The sequence below is a fragment of the Vibrio fortis genome, from assembly GCF_024347475.1.
GTDB lineage: Bacteria > Pseudomonadota > Gammaproteobacteria > Enterobacterales > Vibrionaceae > Vibrio > Vibrio fortis.
Genome location: NZ_AP025488.1, coordinates 1368965 through 1388187 on the forward strand (window position 1 = coordinate 1368965; position 19223 = coordinate 1388187).

General features: G+C 40.5%; 21 protein-coding genes. 4 read left to right on the plus strand and 17 right to left on the minus strand.

Annotation, left to right across the window (positions count from 1 at the left end):
- The first annotated feature begins 166 nt into the window (after positions 1–166).
- Both rbsK and OCV50_RS20540 read left to right on the plus strand, forming a co-directional pair.
- Complete coding sequence (rbsK, locus tag OCV50_RS20535; RefSeq protein WP_261904471.1) at positions 167–1108, plus strand: ribokinase; 942 nt, start codon at positions 167–169, stop codon at positions 1106–1108.
- Between the two features lie 130 nt (positions 1109–1238).
- A complete protein-coding gene (locus tag OCV50_RS20540) occupies positions 1239–2240 on the plus strand; it encodes a substrate-binding domain-containing protein (RefSeq protein WP_239840190.1) in 1002 nt (333 codons plus the stop codon).
- Between the two features lie 164 nt (positions 2241–2404).
- Here the strand turns inward: OCV50_RS20540 and OCV50_RS20545 are convergent, their stop codons facing one another.
- Positions 2405–3583 (minus strand): EAL and HDOD domain-containing protein, encoded by a 1179-nt coding sequence (locus OCV50_RS20545; protein WP_261904472.1) that lies wholly within the window; start codon positions 3581–3583, stop codon positions 2405–2407.
- Positions 3584–3985: 402 nt separating this feature from the next.
- Between OCV50_RS20545 and OCV50_RS20550 the strand changes: the two genes are divergently transcribed.
- Positions 3986–6466 (plus strand): CHASE3 domain-containing protein, encoded by a 2481-nt coding sequence (locus tag OCV50_RS20550; RefSeq protein ID WP_261904473.1) that lies wholly within the window; start codon positions 3986–3988, stop codon positions 6464–6466.
- A gap of 37 nt (positions 6467–6503) precedes the next feature.
- Here OCV50_RS20550 and OCV50_RS20555 read toward each other — a convergent pair whose 3' ends face one another.
- The 6 genes from OCV50_RS20555 to OCV50_RS20580 all read right to left on the minus strand — a co-directional run bounded on the left by OCV50_RS20555 (position 6504) and on the right by OCV50_RS20580 (position 10644).
- The gene (locus tag OCV50_RS20555) at positions 6504–7043 is read right to left on the minus strand and encodes an RDD family protein (RefSeq protein WP_239840193.1); all 540 of its coding nucleotides are present in this window, start codon (positions 7041–7043) and stop codon (positions 6504–6506) included.
- Positions 7044–7291: 248 nt separating this feature from the next.
- Positions 7292–7441, minus strand: coding sequence for a hypothetical protein (locus OCV50_RS20560; protein ID WP_261904474.1), 150 nt, complete (start codon positions 7439–7441; stop codon positions 7292–7294).
- 506 nt (positions 7442–7947) lie between these two features.
- A complete protein-coding gene (locus OCV50_RS20565; RefSeq protein ID WP_261904475.1) occupies positions 7948–8892 on the minus strand; it encodes an RDD family protein in 945 nt (314 codons plus the stop codon).
- 132 nt (positions 8893–9024) lie between these two features.
- Positions 9025–9531: a GNAT family N-acetyltransferase gene (locus OCV50_RS20570; protein WP_261904476.1), complete on the minus strand. Its 507-nt coding sequence runs from the start codon at positions 9529–9531 to the stop codon at positions 9025–9027.
- A 130-nt stretch (positions 9532–9661) separates the two neighbouring features.
- Positions 9662–9967 (minus strand): NIPSNAP family protein, encoded by a 306-nt coding sequence (locus tag OCV50_RS20575; protein WP_261904477.1) that lies wholly within the window; start codon positions 9965–9967, stop codon positions 9662–9664.
- 230 nt (positions 9968–10197) lie between these two features.
- A complete protein-coding gene (locus OCV50_RS20580; RefSeq protein WP_261904478.1) occupies positions 10198–10644 on the minus strand; it encodes a hypothetical protein in 447 nt (148 codons plus the stop codon).
- A 326-nt stretch (positions 10645–10970) separates the two neighbouring features.
- Here OCV50_RS20580 and OCV50_RS20585 point away from each other — a divergent pair, with 326 nt between their 5' ends.
- Positions 10971–11369, plus strand: coding sequence for a hypothetical protein (locus OCV50_RS20585; RefSeq protein ID WP_261904479.1), 399 nt, complete (start codon positions 10971–10973; stop codon positions 11367–11369).
- 80 nt (positions 11370–11449) lie between these two features.
- On the opposite strand, the gene OCV50_RS20590 is transcribed toward OCV50_RS20585, so the two are convergent.
- The 10 genes from OCV50_RS20590 to OCV50_RS20635 all read right to left on the minus strand — a co-directional run bounded on the left by OCV50_RS20590 (position 11450) and on the right by OCV50_RS20635 (position 19185).
- Positions 11450–12076, minus strand: a complete 627-nt coding sequence (locus tag OCV50_RS20590) for a LysE family translocator (RefSeq protein WP_261904480.1) — start codon at positions 12074–12076, stop codon at positions 11450–11452.
- Between the two features lie 312 nt (positions 12077–12388).
- Entirely contained in the window at positions 12389–13330 is a 942-nt protein-coding gene (locus tag OCV50_RS20595) for a glycosyltransferase family 2 protein (RefSeq protein WP_261904481.1), read from the minus strand.
- Between the two features lie 10 nt (positions 13331–13340).
- The gene (locus OCV50_RS20600) at positions 13341–13676 is read right to left on the minus strand and encodes an EamA family transporter (protein WP_261904482.1); all 336 of its coding nucleotides are present in this window, start codon (positions 13674–13676) and stop codon (positions 13341–13343) included.
- A complete protein-coding gene (locus tag OCV50_RS20605; protein WP_261904483.1) occupies positions 13642–14424 on the minus strand; it encodes a methyltransferase domain-containing protein in 783 nt (260 codons plus the stop codon). The genes OCV50_RS20600 and OCV50_RS20605 overlap by 35 nt, the downstream gene beginning before the upstream one ends.
- On the minus strand, positions 14425–15912 hold the full coding sequence (locus OCV50_RS20610) for a hypothetical protein (protein ID WP_261904484.1): 1488 nt from the start codon (positions 15910–15912) through the stop codon (positions 14425–14427). It abuts the gene before it with no gap.
- 259 nt (positions 15913–16171) lie between these two features.
- On the minus strand, positions 16172–16354 hold the full coding sequence (locus OCV50_RS20615) for a hypothetical protein (RefSeq protein WP_261904485.1): 183 nt from the start codon (positions 16352–16354) through the stop codon (positions 16172–16174).
- 28 nt (positions 16355–16382) lie between these two features.
- On the minus strand, positions 16383–16997 hold the full coding sequence (locus tag OCV50_RS20620; RefSeq protein ID WP_261905247.1) for a LysE family translocator: 615 nt from the start codon (positions 16995–16997) through the stop codon (positions 16383–16385).
- Between the two features lie 54 nt (positions 16998–17051).
- Positions 17052–17348, minus strand: a complete 297-nt coding sequence (locus tag OCV50_RS20625) for an antibiotic biosynthesis monooxygenase family protein (protein ID WP_261904486.1) — start codon at positions 17346–17348, stop codon at positions 17052–17054.
- A 183-nt stretch (positions 17349–17531) separates the two neighbouring features.
- Positions 17532–18452, minus strand: a complete 921-nt coding sequence (locus OCV50_RS20630; protein WP_261904487.1) for an alpha/beta hydrolase — start codon at positions 18450–18452, stop codon at positions 17532–17534.
- 232 nt (positions 18453–18684) lie between these two features.
- Entirely contained in the window at positions 18685–19185 is a 501-nt protein-coding gene (locus tag OCV50_RS20635) for an opioid growth factor receptor-related protein (RefSeq protein ID WP_261904488.1), read from the minus strand.
- Positions 19186–19223: the final 38 nt, after the last annotated feature.

The window sequence follows — 19223 nt, forward strand, 5'->3', positions numbered from 1 at the left end:
TTATTAAAGTAAGCAATACAAAGCAGGGAGCCTCCCCTACTCCCTGCTTTATTTTCAACAAGATAGTGCATTGCTCTTTCTCATTGCGCGATACCTCTATAGCCAATTAGCAATGATGAGAAACAGCCATGCATTTTCAAATACGATATATCATAAGGCTCGTATCATGACTCAACTGATTGTTTTAGGTAGCGTAAATGCTGACCATGTACTGCAAGTTCCCTCTTTCCCTCGCCCGGGTGAAACTTTAATTGGCGGTAACTATCAGGTCATTCCTGGTGGTAAAGGCGCAAACCAAGCAGTAGCTGCAGCACGTCTAAACGCAGACATTGGCTTTATTGCCTGCGTAGGCGATGACCCATTTGGCATCAATATTCGTCAAGACTTTGCCAACGATGGCATTAACATTGACGGCGTAATTGTTGCCGAAGATACCCCTACGGGCATCGCAATGATTCAAGTCTCTGCCACTGGCGAAAACAGCATCTGTTTGTCAGCAGAAGCGAACGACAAACTCGATTGCATGCAAATAGAGCCGCATTTAGATAAGATCCGTGGTGCGAAATACCTTCTGACTCAACTTGAAACCCCAATTGAAGGCATCGAGTACGCAGCAAAAGTCGCCAAAGAGTCTGGCACTAAAGTGATTCTAAACCCAGCCCCTGCTCGCCCATTATCAGATACGTTATTAGCGTGTGTCGATGTAATTACACCAAACGAGACCGAAGCAGAAGTGCTGACTGGCGTAACCGTGACTGACAACGCGACAGCACATCAAGCAGCATTAGTACTGCACGATAAAGGCATTGAGACTGTTATGATCACGCTGGGTGCCAAAGGAGTGTGGGTTAGCCACAAAGGTCAAGGTAGTGAAGAAAGCACAGGCGAATTAATTGCAGGTTTCCGCGTTGAAGCGACAGACACGACTGCCGCTGGCGATACCTTTAACGGCGCACTCGTCACTGGGTTACTGGAAGATATGCCATTGGAGCAAGCAATCAAGTTTGCACACGCTGCTGCTGCTATTTCTGTGACTCGATTTGGCGCACAAACATCAATACCATCACGCCAAGAGACAGACGCCTTTCTTGCTGAACAGTTAGGGTAATTGCAAACTTCAGAACGATACGTACATCGACTGGTGCGTAATAAATTCTAAATAATTTGTTACGCACAACTCTCTGTTTTAAGGCAGAATATCGCCCAGAGTGGAACGAACAGCACCACAAGGAATAATTATGGCAACAATGAAAGACATCGCTAAACTTGCCAAGGTTTCGACCTCTACCGTTAGTCATGTAATCAATAAATCTCGATTTGTAAGCGACGAAATCGCAGAGCGCGTTAACAAGGCAGCTAAAGAGCTCAACTATGCGCCTTCAGCCCTTGCGCGTAGTCTTAAAATGAAGCAAACCAAAACGGTAGGCATGCTGGTGACCACCTCGACTAACCCATTTTTTGGTGAAGTCGTGAAGGGTGTTGAACGACGTTGCTATGAGAAAGGCTACAATCTGATACTTTGTAATACAGAGGGCGACAGTGAGCGCATGAAATCATCCATCGACACTCTATTACAGAAGCGTGTCGACGGTTTAATGTTGATGTGCTCAACTTTAGAAGGGGAACATCTGGACGTATTCGAACGCTACCCAGAATTGCCTGTCGTTGTTATGGATTGGGGTCCAATGTTGTTCGCAAGCGACAAGATTCAAGATAACTCCCATCAAGGGGGTTACATGGCGACACAACATCTTATTGATAACGGCCATACTGAAATTGGCTGTATTACAGGCCCTCTACACCGCAACCAAGCATCTTCGCGCTATGAAGGCTTTAAACAAGCGATGAGTGAAGCAAACATAGAAGTCCGTGCTGATTGGATCGTTGAATCTAACTTCGAGTGTGACGGCGGTTTTGATGCGTTTCAAACCCTAAAAAGCCGAGGAAGGCTGCCAAGCGCCCTGTTCGTGTGTAACGATATGATGGCAATGGGTGTGATTCACGCAGCGACACAAGACGGGTTGCGAGTGCCTCAAGATCTTTCATTGATCGGCTACGATGATATTCACCTGTCGAAATACATGACCCCTGCACTAACAACCATCCACCAGCCAAAGCATCGACTAGGTAAAGCCGCGGTTGATACCCTATTAAGCCGTTTAGAGTCGCCAGAAGTTTACCCTCAAGTTGTAGAGCTAGAGCCAACGCTGGTAGAACGAAGCAGCGTTATGGCTTTATAAATTGCAGTTAAAGTAACTGCCTGAGTGTTTATTCGCCCTAAAAATGATGACAAGCCTCGCTTTTAACAGCGAGGCTTTTTAACAGGTAGCAGCGACTAAAGCTACTTTTCAATATAACGCGCCAAATAAGTAAAAAGCGCTAGTTTGAATTAGCGCTCTCGTATTTAAATGTAGATCCGATTGTACATCGCTTGAACATCGTCAACTGTTGCATCGGATATGTTACTCGGAAGTTTCTCAAGGAAATTATCTGAAGTTTCAAGCTGCTCAACAAGATTTAGGACTTCGCCCAACTCTCCCTTCCTATGCTTGAGTTGTTCACGAATTCGTGGCTCTAGATTAATAGAGTCGATGATTCGTTGACTTCCATTGCGTGTAATGTCATCCAAAATGGTAATCAGACCGATAAAAAATCCACAATGGTTAACTTCCCGATTCTTAGATTTTCGACACAAGAACTCAAACATTTTCGCACGGTTTATCGCTTTATCGTACAAGTAGTCATTACTACATAGCTCAGACGAAATGATGGTAGAGACCAAAACCTGTATCTTATACAAACCTAAATAGTTAATAGCATGTTTAATATTAACGATAGGTTTTGATAATTTGATACTAATATCATTGGCAGTTTTAATGATACTAATATAAGTGCTTACGTCTTTTTTAATCTCATTTTCCAACTGGTGCTTGTTAATGTTTTTGCAATTAACCTTCTCTAATATTTTAATTAGGGTTGATTGCCTTGGCGTTAAATTATTTGACTCTTGTAATTGTGGCATTTCAAGATAATAGCCTTGAAAAAGGTCCATCCCTATTTCAATACACTGATTAAATTCATCTTCTGTTTCTACTTTTTCTGCAAGAAACAAGCACGGGTGGTCACATACACTCATTACCGTTTGAATGTAATCGAAGTCGCACTTAGTAAGGTCAAATTTAATGATGTCAGCAAGAGCAAGATATTGCCGCCAAGGGTTGTCTGGCGAGAAGTCATCAAAAGCGATTCGATATCCTAAAGCCTTAGCCGCCCTAACTTCTTGTAAGAGAGCTTTCGATGGTATCGTCGTTTCTAAAACTTCAAGACACACCCTCTCTTTTGGAAGAATGCGGTACGTCCTCTTCAACATATCTTGTTCGCAGAAGTTGAAAAACCAGTACTTTTGATTATCGATACGAGTAATCGGACTGAGTGTTAGACTCCCTGTTATTATTGAATCAGTTGCATTGTCAGGAATAGATGTTAATGGCTCATTCCCTTTCTTTCTAAATAAAACCTCATAGCCAAAAACTGATTTGTCATTCTTAAAAATTGCTTGTTTAGCGAAGAAATATGTATTCATTTTTATATTTTATAGATGTTGTGTTCTAACGTTGAAAACCATCACTGATTGTTACGGCTCCAATCCTTTGCATAGTGAATAGTTGTATAACGAACCAAATGCTAACATGAATGATTACAATTTGTTACAACACATGCGTATAATTTATAAAAATATCGATATTTATTAAACCAAATCATCAATCTCTCATCTAAATCGAAGATTTACTGTCTAACTGAGCGATCGCTTGTCCACTTTTATCCAAAAATTTCAGGTTCAATGCTGGCCATGCGCACTACTCTAAAGGAGTATTTTGCAATTCTCGATAACTGGTCACACCAATATGCACCTTAACACCTAACATTTTCACTGTTCTCTTCTACAATAATTCAATATGGCAAACAGTTTGAGGCATGTATCTAAATGGTTGCAGATTGGTTTGACAACATATCCATCCAAAAGAAATTGCTCGTGAGTTTCTCCATCCCCATCATTTTTATGTTGTTGGTTTCCCTTTCGGTTTATAAAAATACCCAATCGATGGTGAAAGATAACCATTGGGTTGTTCATACCCACAAAGCCATTGCTCGTGCTCAAGAGCTATTAAGTCTGGTCGTCGATATGGAGACTGGGCAACGTGGCTATCTACTGACCGGTAATACTGATTTTCTTGAGCCGTACCACCTCGCATCTTCCCTATGGAAAGACAAAGTCACAACACTAGCCAAACAGGTCGATGACAACCCAGATCAAGTGGAGCGCTTATATCGCATCAATGCTTTATTGGATAGATGGTTATCAGAGTCGGGAGAAAAAGAGATAGCCCAACGCCAGCTCGTTGATTTGGGTGAGGCGCCTTTACTCAGTGTAATAACACTTGCTCAGCAAAAGACCGGTAAAGCGATTATTGATGAGATAAGAAAAGAGATAGCTCAGTTTATTGAAATTGAAAATGAGCTAATTGATATTCGCGTTATTGAGTCAGACAACAGTGCAAATCAAACCGCATTCGTACTCTTAGGCGGAGAGCTTTTTAGCGTTGCGATTTCACTATTAGTTGTAATTTGGTGCTCTAAACGCATCAGAAAACGCCTTGAACTCTTACTAGAGGCAACCTATCAAGTCTCCGAAGGACAATTGGACAAAGGTGCTAACACTCTCAAACTGAGCCGCAGTCTCCATGCCAAGGATGAGGTTGGCCAACTCACACACAGTTTTCAGAAAATGACCGATAACTTACTCCAAAGCGATCAGAAGATGCGCTCTTCCAACGAAGCTCTGATCAAAGAACGTAAGAAGGCAGAGGCTGCCGTCAAAGCCAAAAGTGAATTCCTTTCGACCATGAGCCACGAAATTCGCACCCCGATGAATGGCGTTTTAGGCATATCACAAATCATTGCTTCACAAACCAAAGAGCCCTCAACCAAAGAGAATATCGATATCATTCTCGACTCTGGGCAGCACCTAATGACTGTTCTCAACGATATTTTGGATTTCTCGAAAGTTGAAGAGAACAAGCTTGAGCTAGAAATTGAGCCATTTCACTTCAACCAAGTACTTCAACCGGTTTGTAGCGCACTTCAGCCATTAGCCAATGAGAAAGGCATTCAACTGCTTACCGAGAATAATATTGGCGAGCATATAGAGCTCTTGGGTGACCGAGCGCGCTTACGTCAAATCTTGTTCAACTTAGGAGGCAATGCCGCCAAGTTCACAAATCAAGGCTACGTACTTATTCAAACTGGTTTGAACCCAGCAAGCTCTGCACTTGAATTGACTGTAACGGATACTGGCATTGGTATTCCTCACGACAAACACCAACACATTTTCAACTCCTTTGAACAAGCTGATACATCAACAACACGAAAGTTTGGTGGAACTGGGCTTGGTTTAGCCATAGTCAAAAACCTCGTCAATTTAATGGGTGGTGAGATAGCACTGAACAGTGCGCCAGGTTTAGGGACTCGTTTTAAAATCACCCTGCCGATGACATGGCGCGAGAGTGAAACGTCGCTAGAAATAGAGACACACTCCCCACTCAATCCTACCAATACACATCCGTTAAATATTTTGTTGGTTGAAGACAACCGAGTAAATGCCATTGTCGCTAAAGGTTTTTGCGAAAATTATGGCCACCATGTATCACTTGCAGAAAGTGGTGTGGTTGCAATAGAGCGACTCAAGGCTGAGCGTTTTGACCTTATATTGATGGACAACCACATGCCAGAAATGAACGGGATAGAAGCTACTCGTTATATTAGACAAACATTAGGACTCAACATACTTATCTTCGCCTATACTGCCGATGTGTTTCGTGAGGCACATGATAAGTTCATCGAAGCCGGTGCAGATCACGTGTTGACCAAGCCGCTTCAACAAGAAAGTTTCTTGGATGCCCTGCACCACTTCGCATCTCGACTTCCTAATCACACAAACAGTGTTAACGACGCTGTGGGGAGCAGCGCCGAAAACCATGACAATGTCATTACGCTACACCGTGAACCAATAGAGAAGTTGCGACTCACAGAGGAAGAGATCAGCCAATCTGAAATCATTCAAATACTGCAAGATGATCGCGAAGGGCTAGCGACACTGATTGATTCAACCATTGTTGAGTTCGAAGAATCTGTTGATCACCTAATCGGGTTTTACATGGCCAAAGAGGTCGAGTCGTTGCAAAAAACGCTCCACTCAATCAAAGGAGTGGCACTCAATTTAGGGCTAAACACACTCACCCAACAGTCGATGGATTTAGAAACTCAAACTAAGAATCGTAAGCTACCCGAGATTGAGCCACTGCAAAAACTCATTAACCGACTGCTAGTGAATATTCACCAAGCACAAAGAATTAAAGCGGCATATCAAAGCCCAACTACGAGCCAGATAAACCGCCTTAAACAATGATGTTTCAAATACTCACACTTAACGCTATCGAGAGCAATCAAGCTTCACGAAAATCGACTGTCCTTGGTTTAGAAACATCCACGACCTTTGTTCCTGCTAATCTGTCATGCAGACAACGCCTCTGTTTGCCAAAAATAAACAGAATGTTTACGGTGCCGGCAAGCAGGCCTAATAAGGAAACTAACTTGAACCACCCCATGCTCGGGAACACTTCGATTAGCATAGTAGGAACAAATACCATGAGGGTAAAAGGAACCCACCTCATAAAGAAGATCTTCGATAGGCTCAAAAGTTGATTGTCCATCGAAACAATGGCTATCTCGAACACATTCTTACCAATGGTCTGACCGTATTTGTTTAGTAAGTACCCATGACAAAGAAGGTATAAAACGGCTGAAAAAACTAATGAGGAAATCGGCCCAAATGCAGCGTTAGAAAGCACTAAGTTTCGCGTTGGCTCAAAGTAAAAGAGTACGACCATGATCGCTGCAGCAATTAATCCATCAAGAAACCAAGCCCAAAATCGCGACCACCTAGATGCGATTTTCACTTCACTACCGTCAATTTGCCCTAACATGGCTAACTCCCTGAAAAATGCCAAGTATTAATGTTCATATTCAATACTCTGTGTATATAAATGCTCGTGAGTCCTAATGATTTAGGCTTGAAACTTAGATTACCCATAGCTTAAGCAATAATATGCAATCGATAACATTTATAAATTTTCAGGGTTTATATAATTTTCTTAAAAATAATTCAACTCAATATAGTAACAATATGATATATAAACACTTTTACCCAACAACCCTCGGTTTAATACGAATTCTAAATGAACTGAATAAACAACAACGCAATGATAAAACCAAAGGTAAAGCTAGGTGGGTGAAATGGTCTTTTCTTCGAAATGACGTACTCTCGAGTGAGCTCTTCTTGGTAAGTTTTGACCGCCAGGGCCTTGATGTAATTATTTTGCATAACATTCTCTCCTTGTTGTTTTACAGAGAGAATAAGATCTCAAGTTAACTTGAGGTCAATAGATATTATCAAAATAAAGCCGATAATTTCAGAAACAATGTAGTGATTTGATTACTCGATAATCTCGACCGTTTGTTACGGTACTTCGCGGTCTTCAGGGTAATTCGGATAAAGTTGTTCTATATCCCTTCGCAGTTGGTTCCAGCTGCATCAACAGATGTCCATCGCTTGTTATCTTTATCCAACGACCCAACAAGAAAACTATTCGACTTCATTTTCAAATCAGGCGTCTGCATTAGAGAAAAGTGGTAAATATCAAGCAAGTCTACGCTTTCACTGCGTTTGAGAGCGACTTACCTAGAAACAAAAAGCGCCAGTTTAAAAATAAACTGACGCCATCATTTCTAAATTGCCCTGTTATCGAAGATGTCATAACCAGCTTCTTCGATGACAGAACCTTAAAAATCCCATCCTGTACTTGTACTACGCGGCCCTGAGGGCCATTACTATTCCTTGGGGTTAAAACGATATGTTTTGCTATTCCAATTAGACCAAATACCAATATCGTAGCCATAGGATAGAGTCACATTCATCACATCTTTATCGATAGATTCCGGATAACTAAAAACCACTTCCTGAGCGATTGCTTGAGCAATAGATTCATTGAGAACATCGTCTTCCACCAGAGTTACACTCACATCAACGTACGTTGTAGTTCTAGAACCTGTTTCTGAAGAACTGAAATGACTTGTCCCAGACGCAACGTAAGATGATGAAACAACATCAAAGTCATCCAAAATCTCTTGTGTAACAGTTAGGCGATCCACTGTCTCCTCTTCGGAGAAAAATGCAGGAACCACTGTCAATAAAGATGCTAACGTTACAATAATGATTAAGTGTCCTTTCCACACTTTAGTCGGGGCGGCGGTGGGCGTACTATTTAGATTAACGACAAATGATCCAACTATGACGTCATGCAAACTCTGACGCGTCACTTTGTTGAAGATATAGAGGTAGACTGTCCCAAAGAACACAGCGATTACGAAAAAAGAGACAATCGTATCAGCAAAAGGCAGCATCACCTCACTGCTGGCCGTTACACTCCCAAGGTAGTAAGGAATTGATAAAATGCAGTATCTCGCTAATGATCTTGGAAAGCTCAGTGTTTTGTTATTCGCATCAACAACCTTTATATTGGTAGCATTCTTACCTAAGGTTTGCCCCCCAACTAACGAACTGTTGAAAACACTAAAGTAAGAGATGGATACCAGCGCACCAACAACCCAAGCGAGATCGCCGAGCTGAATAAACTGCTGTTCAAAAAAACTACTTAGTACGAACCCTACACCACCGAGAATTAGCGAATCGATAATAAGTGCGAAAATTCGTATTCCAAAGCTACAAACCCAAGGCTTTCCGTCGATTATCCTGCCTTCTTGACTCATTTCCATTTTGTATAACTCAAGCCTGTTTTATAATTTCACAAGTTGTGATTACAACAACACCTCCTAGAAAGCGTCAATCTAAGTCTTTAAAATTAGTGAATTAAAGCGAATTTATACTCTGTTTGATACTATTTATTACTATATATGTTGATGGTTGTTCGTGTTTTTATCCTTAGCCCGTAACCTCCCACGCATAATATGTTGTGAGCCAGCGGCACCTCCGAGATACAACTCTTCGGTCTTTTCAAAACCACCCTTCTGGTAACAGGCAATGGCACCTGGATTCTTTAGATTTACAGTTAAATAGATAAATTCGAACGAACCATAATACTCCTTCAGATAAGGGAACAATGCCTTAACTGCTGCAGTTCCGAGCCCCTTACCTTGTTGTCTTTTATCTAACGCGAACGCTCGCAAGCCTATAGCTGTTGTCGGGCAAAACTCATAATTGTCAGAGTATGCAATATCAAGCTTGAAGAAACCGACAACGTCATCATCGAGCTTAATCACATGCAGGTGGGTAGTCTCAGTAACGTCTTGTAAGAACTCTTCGGCAGTACCTGCAAATTTAACTTGTTCATCTGCCAGTTGCACCGACTTTACTGCGTCCATTAGCGGTTGCGTCAATCGCTCGATTGTTACCATATCTATTCAATTCCTTTATCTATAAGCTTTGATGTTCTCATTCAACATTACTTCCATTACAACATTGTCGTCATTGCTTGCCTTCGCTCAAATCCAAGCTTTATGAACTCGTAAACACAAATTATGAAAACTAACTCAAAACCGGACGGAAGAAGCTGCGTTCATAGCTGATGATACAATCCACTTTCTCAGCGAAAGCAAAAGCTTCAATACACTCAGGATCCTTCAAAGACTTGATTCGATAATCTTCATAAGCCGTCAAGCTTTCAAAAGTGAACAATGCCAACGCGATATTGTTTGCTCCCTCAGAAGGCAAGAAATAACCATTGTGCTGTCCACCAAATTTTGCCACCAACGGTATCCACATCTTGGCGTACTCTTCGAACTCTTTTACTTTCTTGGGATCTATCACATAGCGAACATAACAAGTGATCATACGCAGTCATTCCTTTTGTTGCGTTTATTGAATCAGCCAGAGTACCTCAAGCGTAAAAGGAACTCTAATCAGAGTTAAAAGGTGCTAGCTCAATGTCAGCTACATCACTGCCAAACTTATACACTAAGTGTCTGAGGTCTTAGGAATTAGGAATTAGGAATTAGGAATTAGAGTAAAGTCCTAACTAATGAAACACTTTACTCCAGAGTGGATGTCACGCTTGGCCTACTTCATAGGTTTCTAAGAATATTCCTAGCTGCATTTTTACCTTGTAGGGTAAAGCCAACCTTATATCCTTGCGCATCTTTAATCTCTAATAGATCTGAATCAAAGCCAAAGTCTCTAATAATCTTTCCATTAGAAATACCAACTATTTCTTTATCGATTACTTTGTATACTAATTTATACTCGTAGGTCACGTAATCCCACTCAGCCATATAGGCTCCATTTTCGGTAATAAAGAACACTCCCGATGTTTTATATTCACCATTTTCATACATCGATGTAAATTCCTTATAACTGACCTCTTCAGAGCCATCTTTTACAGTATCCAACGCTAAGACATCAAATGCAGGCGTGTACAGAGGCCCTTCAATTCGTTGCATTGGACCTAAAGAGCCACAACCTGCTAAAGCACTTGATAATAGTAAGATTGACACCAAATTATTTTTTTTCACTGACGTTACCTAATAGTTTTATTACGACAAAAGACCGTTCATTTACAATGAAATGCACATATACACAATGCATATACTCTCATAAAAACCATTTACATTCATGATGAGAACTTTATTTTCGAAATTCTTTTCTTTGATAGCGAAAACATAGAAGCCACAAAAGTCTTCTAGACTAAGTTTGACAATTCGCCTCCTCAAAACACACTCTCAACCGACATGCTTTGTTACACACCACATCAAATACAGCGAAAGAAAACCGAATCGCTATAGGTCTGGTAATAGGAACATTTATCGCATTGCACTATTGAGTGTACAAAAGGAAAATCATGGAAAAGAAACTTCAAACGAAACTCGCGACAAGCTTACTACTGCTAAGAATTGGCATCTTTATCGTCTTCTTATTCTGGGGATTGGATAAGCTCCTTGTTCCGGAGCACGCAGTGAAAGTGCTATCTGGCTTTTATGGGATAGATTTATCTATCAATGCCATGATGGCTTTGGGAGTGGCGCAACTTGTCTTTCTGGGTGCGTTTCTCGCTGGTATGTGGAAGAAGTACACCTACGGTGCCATTTTGATTCTTCACGCAGGCTCGACCTTCTCATCATTCGGTAAGTACATGGACCCGTTCAACAACCTACTGTTCTTCGCTTCATGGCCTATGCTCGCTTCCTGTTTCGCGCTATTTTTGCTTCGAGATTACGACACGTTTAGCATCCATAAATAGTCAAAAGGGCGTCATTACGACGCCCTGTTTCATTCATTTTTAAACGCTTCGCTACTGCAAACAACGGGACTTTAAATCACCTATCGTTGCTTCATGAAAGCCACGGCCAATCCTGATGACACGAAGGTCACGCCCGCGCCAATATTAAGTCCTGACACCAACTTGGGTTTGTTTCTGAACCAGTCAGACAGCTGAGACGAGAACACACCCATCAAGCTAAAGCCCAATGCCGTCAATGCCGCAAACCACACCCCATAACCGATCATCTGCGTGGTTACAGACCCTAAGCTTGGGTTTACAAATTGCGGAACGAATGCCAACACGAACATACCCGGTTTAGGGTTAAGAGCCGCAGAGAGGAATCCGGTCGAAAATATCACTTTAAGTGACTGCTTCTTAGCGGGTTCCAACGAGAACAAATTACGTGAGCGAAGCACTTTCACGCCCAGCCAGATAAGGTAGGCCGCACCCACCAACTTAACTGCATAGAACGCGACTTCAGAGGTTTGAATAAGCAGTGTTAAGCCGAATGTAGCCGCAATAACGTGAAATAGAATACCCGCCCCTGACGACAATCCAGACACAATCGCGGCAAATCGACCTTGGCTCAAGCCTCGTCCAATGGCGAGCAAATTGTCTGGCCCCGGTGAAATCACCAGTAGTAAACACGCTAATGTATAGGTGACAAATACCTCTAAGGGAAACATAAAACCTCCTTGTTATATGATTTCAATTGCTTCAACCTGGTTAAAAATAAAGCAACCTCAATTGCTAAGCTAAACTATTACGCAAGAAAGAACAAACCCAACACTGGATTAAAGTGCCAAGTGTTGGGCTTCAATTTTATGCATGTTGATGACCAGAACGCTCGTCTAGGACTTCCTTGAACGCAAATATGCTATTTAACGCGAGATTTCATAAATGATTTAGTGGTCGTTCAAAAGGTGAAGGGAGAAACTCTAGGCACCAGACTTACCAAACCCCGTAGTTGAATGGGTTAATATAATCTTTGTGGAAACTTAGTCCGTTTCTTTATCAATGAAGAAACCTGGTCTTTTTTTCGACTCAACATAAGTTCTACCTACATATTCACCGATCACACCCAAACTCATTAATTGAACCCCACCGATAAAATAAATTGAAGTAATTAACGAAGCCCATCCATCAATGGCATCACCTGTGAGCTTCACATAGATAGCGTTAATCCCCGCTAAAAATGAAACACACGAAATTCCAAGACCTAAAAATGTAATAACTCTTAATGGAACGATGGAATGGGAGGTAATTGCATCCAAAGCAAGTGAGATCATTCGCTTTAGTGGATACTTACTTGTACCGTAACTACGTTCACTTCTAGCGTACTCAACGATGCTAGAACTAAAACCAATCTGTCGAACTAAGCCACGCAAGTATAGATTTGACTCTCGATGCTCCAGTAGAGCTTTTGTGACTTTACTTGTCATCATCCGAAAATCAGCATGATTCTCAACATGATGTATTCTTAAGAACGACAGTAACTTGTAAAAAATCTGGGCTGATGTTTTCTTAAAGAAGCTGTCAGATTCCCTAGAGTTTCTAACTCCAAAAACCACATCATGTCCCATTTTCACATTAGAAAGCATTTTACTAATCACATGAATATCATCTTGCAAATCAGCGTCTAGAGTTACTGATACGTCACTATTTACGTGTGAAAGTCCTGCAAACAACGCTTTTTGATGTCCAACATTACTCGCTAACTTAATTCCCTTTATTAAAGAGTCGCCTCGGCTTGATTTAGAGATCAAATCCCACGTTTGGTCAGTACTACCATCATCTACAAATAAAATATAACTTGATGGAGCGACTTCTTGAGAATCAATAAGCTCTATTAATAACTCTTTTACGTTTGACAGGCAGTGTATAAAGATATCTTCTTCATTATAACAAGGGATCACTATAGCAAGCTTGGGAGTACTCAAAATTATCACCTCAATTTTTAACAATGATCATCAATCCACTAATGATTAACAATATACCCAACGTATCTAGCTTGCTAACATTCTCTCCTAACATAAAATATCCGAAGAAGTAAGTAATTATAAAAGTAAGAGCTGTAAATGGGAAAACCTTGATTAAGTCTTCTCGAGATAAAACATATATCCATAATCCCGCACCCATAATATAGAAAAGGAAACCGAACAAAAGCCATAAGTTCACAAAAAACTTAGCGTGCTGCATATTCATTGCGCCAAGCTTAAGGAATAGCTGGCCAAAAGACGCAAATAATACACTAGCCAATACAATGTAAAGATTTACGCCAGACATTATATCTTCTCCTAAATCTATACATATAAACAAAAACCTTTTTCTTACAAAGCGCTAAGAAAGTCACAGCTTTAATGGGAAGAAGCCCAACAATATATTTGATAGTTCGTTCAAATAAACCACTATAATCTCTAATATCAGATTCCAATGAAATTTTACTGAAAGATAATTTATCCGAGTACTTTGATTTTTGTTTGATGAAAAAGAAAATATTATTTTTATACCAACCTTTGACCTCTCTGTGCTTAGCCAGCTTAGGTCTGATTGGATCATACATGTCAAAGCCACGCTCACTAAACTTTAGCTTCCAGTAACTATATGGTTTCTCATTGACATGATTTTCTCCGCCTTGGCCAATAGGAGCAGCAGAAAACATAACAACATCAGCATGAGCACATATGTTATTGATTAGAATATCTGCTCGATCTTCTGGTATATGTTCCGCAACCTCTAGACACTGACAAAGTGAAAATTTTCGTTTCAAGTCGAACGAATTCGAAATGTCAGCCGAGATAAATTCCTCACTATCGATCAACAATTTGTCAGGGTTTACATAGCTGCCGTCCAAGCCCATAACTTGAATGTCATTATCTCTTTTCCATACGCTTAACCACGCCCCTTGCCCACAGCCGACATCAAGTATACTGCTTACGTCAATCACCTCTAACACGTAAGGCACTACAATGCTCGCCGACTCAACAGAACCGACGTTTATGTAATCGTAAAAAACATCATCATAGCGATACATTTATAGTTTCCTTGCCAAAAGATACCAACAGCCAGATGTCTCCTTCATAACAAACCGGCCATTACCTCGCTGTGTTGAACCATTGAGTTCATTAATGGAGCAATCCCTAATCAAAATATAGTCATAATATGAATAATCTTCCCAATTAACATTAGGATAGTCATACCTTGAAATAAATGAGAATTTTTTTACCTTCATTTCGGCGTTCTCAGAGAACCTCACCATTTCTGGATGAAAGTATGCGAAGTTGAAATCAATCTCTAACTCCATCTTCGTCACCAACATTTGAGGAAGCCACAAAAACTGAGGTTCAGATAGCAGTCGGTACCGATTGGACATGTATTCATGTTTATTTGTTAGAAATATCAGCTTTTGTTTTTCTTTAATCCCCTCACTCAATTCATATATTGCCTTAATTTCATCATTGCTTTCGAGAACACGAGTGACTCTTGGTGAAAAACTTAAAGTTGTGGCAATAAAAATCAGAATGTAAAATTTGTTTTTTGAATGTATTTCATTGATAGAAAGCGCTAAAAAAACAGGAAAGAGAATCAGTAATCTATCAGAGAAAAAACCTGTAGAAAACAATCTATTAGGCATCGTAAAAAACAACATCACAGTTGCTAATGCAAACAATATATAGATATTAAAACTGGTTTTAACAATAGTTTTAGACCTAACAATAAAATACATCAATATCAGTTTTAAAAATCCTAAAACAATGTCATTTCCCATTAAGTTACCAACAAAGAAACTGGAAAACCTATAAATCAAAGGATAATAATTAAACAACTCAACTTCCGAAACTGAAGTTGCACTTATTTTAATTTGGTACATCCACACAGCAACAAACACAACAGGGAAGGATAGTTTTACAATGCCTTTTATAACATAATAGTTAATACCTTTACGTACAGAAAACAAGGTGATATATAGCATCACTATTCCCCATGCTATAGCATGCGAATAAATAATAAAAAAGGATAGAAATATATTTATGTAACTATTAGGGTTGTTATTGAAGCAAAGAAAATAATATATCCATATTATCCCAAACCCTACCGTAATCAGAAACGGTACGAACCCCCAGTTAAATGGAAAGCAATATAAAAACGGGATTGTAATTAACCTTAAGTCTACAGGCCTCCCTATTTTTTTTGCAATTAGTCCTGTAACTAAGGGGATTGAAATCAAATAAAATGTGACACCTAATTTAAGAGCGACTAAAGGAGAAAGAACAAAGGAGAAAATAAGCAAAATTAAATTACTTACAATATAAGGAGTGAACCAATTTATCTCATATAAAGCAGCGTAAAATTCATTTCCCAAAAAAATTGCCTTCAGTGCAGTCAATTGAGCAATATGTTGAGGAAAATCGACCATAGCCGGAGAGTCGCCTAACCACACAGGAAAAATAACCAACAGCAACAGGAAATAAAAAACGGCGTTGGATAAATTTAAACATGACTTACTTGAAGAACTTTCCATAATATTCCTGAAGTCAAATGGTTTAAAATGGCAAAGAATTAATCATGCCAATCAACATTGTCAGTAGTATTATGAATTATGGAACAAGACGAAAAATCTGCAAGAAACCCTACTTACTCTTCTACAAATCGACCAAGTCATTAGTGGTTTTCATGGATACTAGCAACCGTAGTTAAAGGTTAGCTTTACATCATAATTATGGAATTGAAACGAAAATGTGGGTAATGAAGTGCCCCATCATGAAGGGCACTGTAATTCATCACACTGACTCAATGACGAGGTTTACATCTGGATTAGCCGAGGAAAGCACCACATCTGAGCCCTCGCTTGTTTCCAATGTAAACTCAGCGCCAGATTCAACGTGAAAGCTCAGCTTAGTTTGATCTAATTGCACCGTGATTTCGCCAGATTCCGCACTGACATTTTTAAATGTCTTTTTCATTTCAAACTCCTTGTCATTAACAAATAAACTATTGGCGACTGATTAACAGATTCGCGCCAGACAACGCCAAAAAGGAGGCGCATGCCCTATTGAATCGTTTTGCCATTTGGGGCTTGGTGAACCATTGCCTTAAGTAAATACCGAATATGGCGTAGAGCGATATTGCCCCTAACTCCAAGACTAAAAACGTAAGCCCGAGAATCAAAAACTGCTCGTTTACATTGGCCGACACGTCGACAAACTGCGGAAGAAATGCCGTAAAGATGAGAATCGCTTTCGGGTTACCTGCTGCCAATAAAAACTCTTGTTTAGCTAACCCTAAACGGCTCTTAACACTGTCAATTTCGGATATAGGGCTTGCCTCAGAACGCCAGAGATTGAAGGCTATCCACAACAAGTACGCAGCACCTACAATTTTGATGGTAAGAAACAACGTTTGAGACGCATACAGAACCACGGCTAATCCCGATGCCGCTAATGCAATCATGACCGCGAACGCGGCAATTCGCCCAAGCCCAGCAACAAAGGCAGACTTAAAACCGTAACAGCGCGCATTGTTCATCGACAGCAGGTTGTTTGGGCCGGGCGTCATGTTCAGCGCAAAGCACGCGGGGATAAAAAATAGTAATTTCCAGATTTCCATCATGTTCCCTTCATAATATATACGACACACAATGTGTGAATGTAGGTGTTGAGGCTACTTAGTTCTGTCTTCCACTTCATCGAATGCTTCAACGGAAACACGCTCGGCGATATCACGCATCTTCTGCATTTTTTCTGGATTTCGATTTCCCCAAAATAGTTCCCAATCTTCACGATTTTTCCACTTAGCGATAGTGAGAACCTTTTCTGGGGTGTCCGACGATTGAAGCATAAAGCTACCAAGCGCACCTTCTACTGATTCATGAATCGATTCAGTCACAGAGCGCCATACATGTTGAAATTCATCCACTTTGTCAGCAGGCACACGCCACTCATAGATCACTCTAAACATACACGCTCCTGTTACTCTGTTTTGTTAAATTTGATAGACATAATGGCGAAGATCAAACGAACTTAACCGTGTTTCTTGAGCTAATAACTCGCTTTAACCTGCTGACAACAATAGCAAATATGCAACTCATTTGTATAATTTATAAATCACAAGAAACATATAAGCTTCACTCTCAAATAGGTGCTAAATCTGATTTTTTATCTGATTTGAAACTGCAGCGATACAACGTTTTGCCGAATTAGACACACCGGACAATTGAAAGAACCCATGAATGACACCCAAATAGCGTTCGCAATATGCGTCAACGCCTTGTGAGCGCATCAACTTGTATAGGAGCTCACCTTCATCGCGTAGCGGGTCAAACTCTGCTGTGATAATGGTCGTGGTAGGCAAACCGCTCAAGTCATCGCTTAAAAGGTTAAGTTCTGGTTCTGTAATGTCTTCAGAACTGCAGCTCGCGTATAACTCAAAGCCAGAAAGAAGCATATTTGCCGTAATAATGTAATCTGATCCATTTTCTCTGTAACTTTGAGTGTTACCTGTTGGATCAAGCATTGGGTAAATCAGAATCTGTTGACGAGGCAACCACTGCTCAAGCTTTTTTAACCTAAGCGTCGTAGCCAAAGCCAATTGCCCCCCAGCACTATCTCCCATAAACACGATGTGCTCTGAATCACCACCATGTTTATGCGCTTGCTCCTTAATACCAACTGCAGCTTGATATACATCGTCATGTGCTGCTGGATAAGCATGTTCAGGAGCTAACCTGTATTGTATGCAGATAACTATCGAGTTAGACAAAAGAGCAATTTGTCTTAACTGTGTATCATGAGTTTCAAAACCACCACTGATGAAACAACCTCCATGAAAATAGACGGTTACAGGTAAATTCACTTCATCTGTCGGTTTGTAGATCTTAACCGGAATACTATTAATTACATCGACGTATTCGCTTTCAATGCTAGGACTCTCGCCAGCTAACACTGTGCTACCGATATAGCCAGCCCGTCGATCCGCGATGGTTTGTGCCGAAGGGCAAGGTTTACCATTTGATTGAAATTCTTCGACTAGCTCTCTGATGCCAGCTTCTAGGTAATTGGTCATTCTATAACTCTACAACTAAAAAACCGGAGAATAATATACCAACACAAGAACATGTATATACATACAGTTAAGGTTTGTGACGGACATGAGATATCACGGCTTTTTGAAGGTGAGCCACGCAAACAAAAACCATGATCATATCGCCATAAACACAAAACCCAACGGTGGAATGAAAAATGCCATGCGTTGGGAATCATCTTAAACAGTTGATTAGTGAGCTTTCAGCGTGCGCCTAATCTTTTAGCGCATTACGCCAATACTCTACGGTTTTATCTGAAACCATGCCCGTTTCTCTGGCCGCCGCTACTAAAAAGTCACACAGATTACATGCTATCTGCTCATTACCGAGCAAATATAAACTACGAATTGCTCGGGTCAGGCGAAGTTGGTTGTGGTCATGACTTTTAAGCCAGACATGATTAATAGGGCTTAGCGTCAGTATTGAAGAAATTTCACACCCATCTCGCTGCAATCCCCAAAACTCAAGTAAAAGATCTAATGCTTTTAAGTGAGCAACACGCAATTCTTCTGAGTTAGCGAAAGCCTCTCGATCTGCTTGAGTTACCAAGGGAGCATGTTGATTGAACTTAGTACCCTCATCTATCGGGAAAAGAACTTGAATATACTTATGATCATGCTCAAGCCAGAAGTGATTATAAGCTAACAACTCCTCTATATTGCGACCAAACTTATCTGGCGCTTCGCCAGACATAAAGCTAGCAATTTCACTCATTTTAAATCCTGCTAATTGTAACTTTTATCTTTATGCAC

Bases quoted from the DNA above. Each gene is read 5' to 3' on its own strand.
- rbsK (WP_261904471.1), top strand. From the start codon at position 167: ATGACTCAACTGATTGTTTTAGGTAGCGTAAATGCTGACCATGTACTG.
- OCV50_RS20540 (WP_239840190.1), top strand. From the start codon at position 1,239: ATGGCAACAATGAAAGACATCGCTAAACTTGCCAAGGTTTCGACCTCT.
- OCV50_RS20545 (WP_261904472.1), bottom strand. From the start codon at position 3,583: ATGAATACATATTTCTTCGCTAAACAAGCAATTTTTAAGAATGACAAA.
- OCV50_RS20550 (WP_261904473.1), top strand. From the start codon at position 3,986: ATGGTTGCAGATTGGTTTGACAACATATCCATCCAAAAGAAATTGCTC.
- OCV50_RS20555 (WP_239840193.1), bottom strand. From the start codon at position 7,043: ATGTTAGGGCAAATTGACGGTAGTGAAGTGAAAATCGCATCTAGGTGG.
- OCV50_RS20560 (WP_261904474.1), bottom strand. From the start codon at position 7,441: ATGCAAAATAATTACATCAAGGCCCTGGCGGTCAAAACTTACCAAGAA.
- OCV50_RS20565 (WP_261904475.1), bottom strand. From the start codon at position 8,892: ATGGAAATGAGTCAAGAAGGCAGGATAATCGACGGAAAGCCTTGGGTT.
- OCV50_RS20570 (WP_261904476.1), bottom strand. From the start codon at position 9,531: ATGGTAACAATCGAGCGATTGACGCAACCGCTAATGGACGCAGTAAAG.
- OCV50_RS20575 (WP_261904477.1), bottom strand. From the start codon at position 9,967: ATGATCACTTGTTATGTTCGCTATGTGATAGATCCCAAGAAAGTAAAA.
- OCV50_RS20585 (WP_261904479.1), top strand. From the start codon at position 10,971: ATGGAAAAGAAACTTCAAACGAAACTCGCGACAAGCTTACTACTGCTA.
- OCV50_RS20590 (WP_261904480.1), bottom strand. From the start codon at position 12,076: ATGTTTCCCTTAGAGGTATTTGTCACCTATACATTAGCGTGTTTACTA.
- OCV50_RS20600 (WP_261904482.1), bottom strand. From the start codon at position 13,676: ATGTCTGGCGTAAATCTTTACATTGTATTGGCTAGTGTATTATTTGCG.
- OCV50_RS20605 (WP_261904483.1), bottom strand. From the start codon at position 14,424: ATGTATCGCTATGATGATGTTTTTTACGATTACATAAACGTCGGTTCT.
- OCV50_RS20610 (WP_261904484.1), bottom strand. From the start codon at position 15,912: ATGGAAAGTTCTTCAAGTAAGTCATGTTTAAATTTATCCAACGCCGTT.
- OCV50_RS20615 (WP_261904485.1), bottom strand. From the start codon at position 16,354: ATGAAAAAGACATTTAAAAATGTCAGTGCGGAATCTGGCGAAATCACG.
- OCV50_RS20620 (WP_261905247.1), bottom strand. From the start codon at position 16,997: ATGGAAATCTGGAAATTACTATTTTTTATCCCCGCGTGCTTTGCGCTG.
- OCV50_RS20625 (WP_261904486.1), bottom strand. From the start codon at position 17,348: ATGTTTAGAGTGATCTATGAGTGGCGTGTGCCTGCTGACAAAGTGGAT.
- OCV50_RS20630 (WP_261904487.1), bottom strand. From the start codon at position 18,452: ATGACCAATTACCTAGAAGCTGGCATCAGAGAGCTAGTCGAAGAATTT.
- OCV50_RS20635 (WP_261904488.1), bottom strand. From the start codon at position 19,185: ATGAGTGAAATTGCTAGCTTTATGTCTGGCGAAGCGCCAGATAAGTTT.